We start from the raw sequence: 2,870 nt of genomic DNA on the forward strand, positions 1-2,870 counted from the left end.
GGAGACCGCTTTCGCGGGTTAAAGTTGATGCGTATAGGCATTATCGAATGCGACGTCACCTTCACTAAAGACAAGGAACTGGTATGCCGCCATTCGCAATGCGACTTGCACACTACCACCAATATTGTTGCCACCCCGTTGGCGAACAAATGTTCCAAACCGTTCACCCCGGCACAACTCGACGCCAGTGGCAAAGTGGTGAAACCTGCATCAGCCGAATGCTGCACCAGCGACATTACCTTGTCTGAATTCAAGACGTTGAAAGGCAAGATGGATGCCTCCAACCCGAATGCGACTACCGCTGCGGATTACCTCAAAGGCACTGCCAATTTCCGCACCGACCTGTATACCGCCCCTGGCACACTGATGACGCATCAGGAAAGCATCGCCTTGTTCCAAAAACTGGGCACAAAAATGACGCCAGAACTCAAGTCTGCCAGCGTCAAAATGCCGTTTGATGGCTTCACCCAGCAACAATACGCTCAGAAAATGATCGACGAATACAAAGCTGCCGGTGTACCCGCTTGCGACGTATTTCCGCAGTCGTTTGAACTGGATGATGTACTGTACTGGATCAAACACGAGTCAGAATTCGGTCAACAAGCCGTGTATCTGGATGACAAGGTATACAAAAACGACCCCGACGAAAACCTCGTTCCGGCTGACTACCAGAAGCAGATTGCTGCCATGCCATCCCTCAAGGCACAGGGCGTAAACTACCTTGCCCCACCGCTGTTCACGCTGGTAGAACTGGATGCCAACAACGACATCGTGCCATCGGCTTACGCCAAAGCTGCACAAGCGGCGGGCATTAACCTGATTGCATGGACGTTGGAACGTTCGTATCCGATGACCACCGGCGGTGGTTGGTACTACCAAACCGTCAACAAAGGCATCAACAACGATGGTGATACAATGAAAATGTTAGATGTACTGGCACAAGATGTCGGTATCAAAGGTATTTTCTCTGACTGGCCTGCCACCGTGACTTACTACGCCAACTGCAAAGGCTTGTAAGCCCGCTCGCAAAACCCGGACGCATAAGGATGTGTGTTCGGGATCATCACAAAGCCTTCATACGCTTTTCACCGCACTGACACATTCCCACCTCTATTATGGTCGTCATTTGAAACCAGCCGGAGAGTGCCATGCCCCCTATTGATCGCCGTAATTTTATTCGCCACGCCATTTTTGGTTCGAGTGCGCTTGCCAGTGGTTTACTCACAGGTTGCAACAATGATGACAATGACAGCGTAGCCACCGCTACGGCTGCCAGCTTTACCCATGGTGTCGCCAGTGGTGATCCGCTGGCTGATCGGGTGATATTATGGACACGGGTATTGCCCAGTACCAACGCCACCAGCACCAGCGTGACATGGGAAGTTGCCAGCGATGCCGCCTTCACCAACGTCGTGAGCAAAGGTGAAACCAAAACCGACGCCGCCCGCGATTACACCGTCAAAGTCGATGCCACGGGCTTGACTGCTGGCAACACCTATTACTACCGCTTCAAAGCTGACGGCAGCACCTCGCCAGTCGGCACAACCCGCACCTTGCCACAAGCCTCGCCGGATGAAGTGAAACTCGCGGTGTTTTCATGCGCCAATTACCCGGCAGGTTATTTCCACGTTTATGCCGAAGCCGCCAAACGCGATGATTTGTTTGCCGCCATCCACTTAGGCGATTACATCTACGAATACCCAGCCGGTGCTGATCAGTATGCGTCGGCGGATGCTGAAAAATTGGGGCGGGTTTCCCTGCCCGCCAATGAATTGGTGAAAATCGACGATTACCGCCAGCGTTACGCGCAATACCGCAGCGACAAGGACTTGCAAGCGGTTCACGCCAAACTGCCTTTCATCTGCATCTGGGATGACCACGAAATTGCCAACGACACGTGGAAAGATGGCGCAGAAAACCACACTGCTGCGACCGAAGGCGACTTTGCCTTGCGCCGTGCCGCTGCTTTGAAAGCATGGCAAGAATGGTTGCCAGTACGCGAACAAGATGCCAGCAACCCGCTGCGGGCTTACCGCTCGTTCGACTTCGGTACATTGCTTAGCTTGCACATGCTCGACACCCGTGCCGGTGGGCGCGACAAGCAACTTGATTACGCCACTTACATTGACCCGACCACAGGCGCATTCAATGCCACGACTTTTGCCGCTGACATGGCAGACCCGACCCGCCAATTGCTAGGTGCAGAACAAATGGCGTGGTTGCAAAGCCAACTGGCAGCATCCGGCGCAACATGGCAAGTATTGGGGCAACAAATCCTGATGGGCAAAATGTACTTGCCATCTCCCTTGCTGACGCCAACCCCGCAAAAGCCAACGGTCAGCTTTGCCCAGTATGGAGTACTTGCCACCGCGTTTATCACCTACCAAACCTTGGTTGCCAGACTGACAGCGGCAGGCACACCTGTTACTCCGGAAAACCTGCTGGCAGCGGGCATGACGGCGGCACAACTTACCATCGTCAATGACCCGGTGAATCAAGCCATCATTGCTGCCCCCAGCATTCCCTATAATCTGGATGCGTGGGATGGTTATGCCATAGCCCGCGAAACCGTGTTCGGCACCGCACGGGCATTGGACAAAAACATCGTGGTGTTAAGCGGTGATACCCACAATGCTTGGGCAAGCGATTTGCAAGACGTGAGTGGCAATGCCATCGGGGTGGAATTTGCGACCCCATCCGTCTCCTCACCGGGGCTGGAAGAATACATCCCCGACACTAAACCGGCGGAACTGGCAGCCGGGGTGCAGCAATTGATCCCCTATACGCATCAACTTTAAGCCCTCCATTCCCTAACTTGCTGTAATCTCATCCAATTATTAGGTTTTTTCCTCCGTTTGTTTTGTCGGCAA

At 53.5% G+C, this 2,870-nt stretch carries 2 protein-coding genes; both read left to right on the forward strand.

Annotated elements, in window-relative coordinates; all coding sequences use genetic code 11:
- Positions 1-1,017: glycerophosphodiester phosphodiesterase family protein (locus tag BLV87_RS18820; protein ID WP_139282236.1), on the forward strand; the 1,017-nt coding region annotated here is incomplete at its 5' end.
- 131 nt (positions 1,018-1,148) lie between these two features.
- Positions 1,149-2,798 carry an alkaline phosphatase D family protein gene (locus BLV87_RS18825; RefSeq protein WP_093071189.1) on the forward strand — a complete coding sequence of 550 codons (1,650 nt, stop codon included), beginning with the start codon at positions 1,149-1,151 and terminating at the stop codon, positions 2,796-2,798.
- Positions 2,799-2,870: the final 72 nt, after the last annotated feature.

The organism is Thiothrix caldifontis, assembly GCF_900107695.1.
Taxonomy (GTDB): Bacteria; Pseudomonadota; Gammaproteobacteria; order Thiotrichales; family Thiotrichaceae; genus Thiothrix; species Thiothrix caldifontis.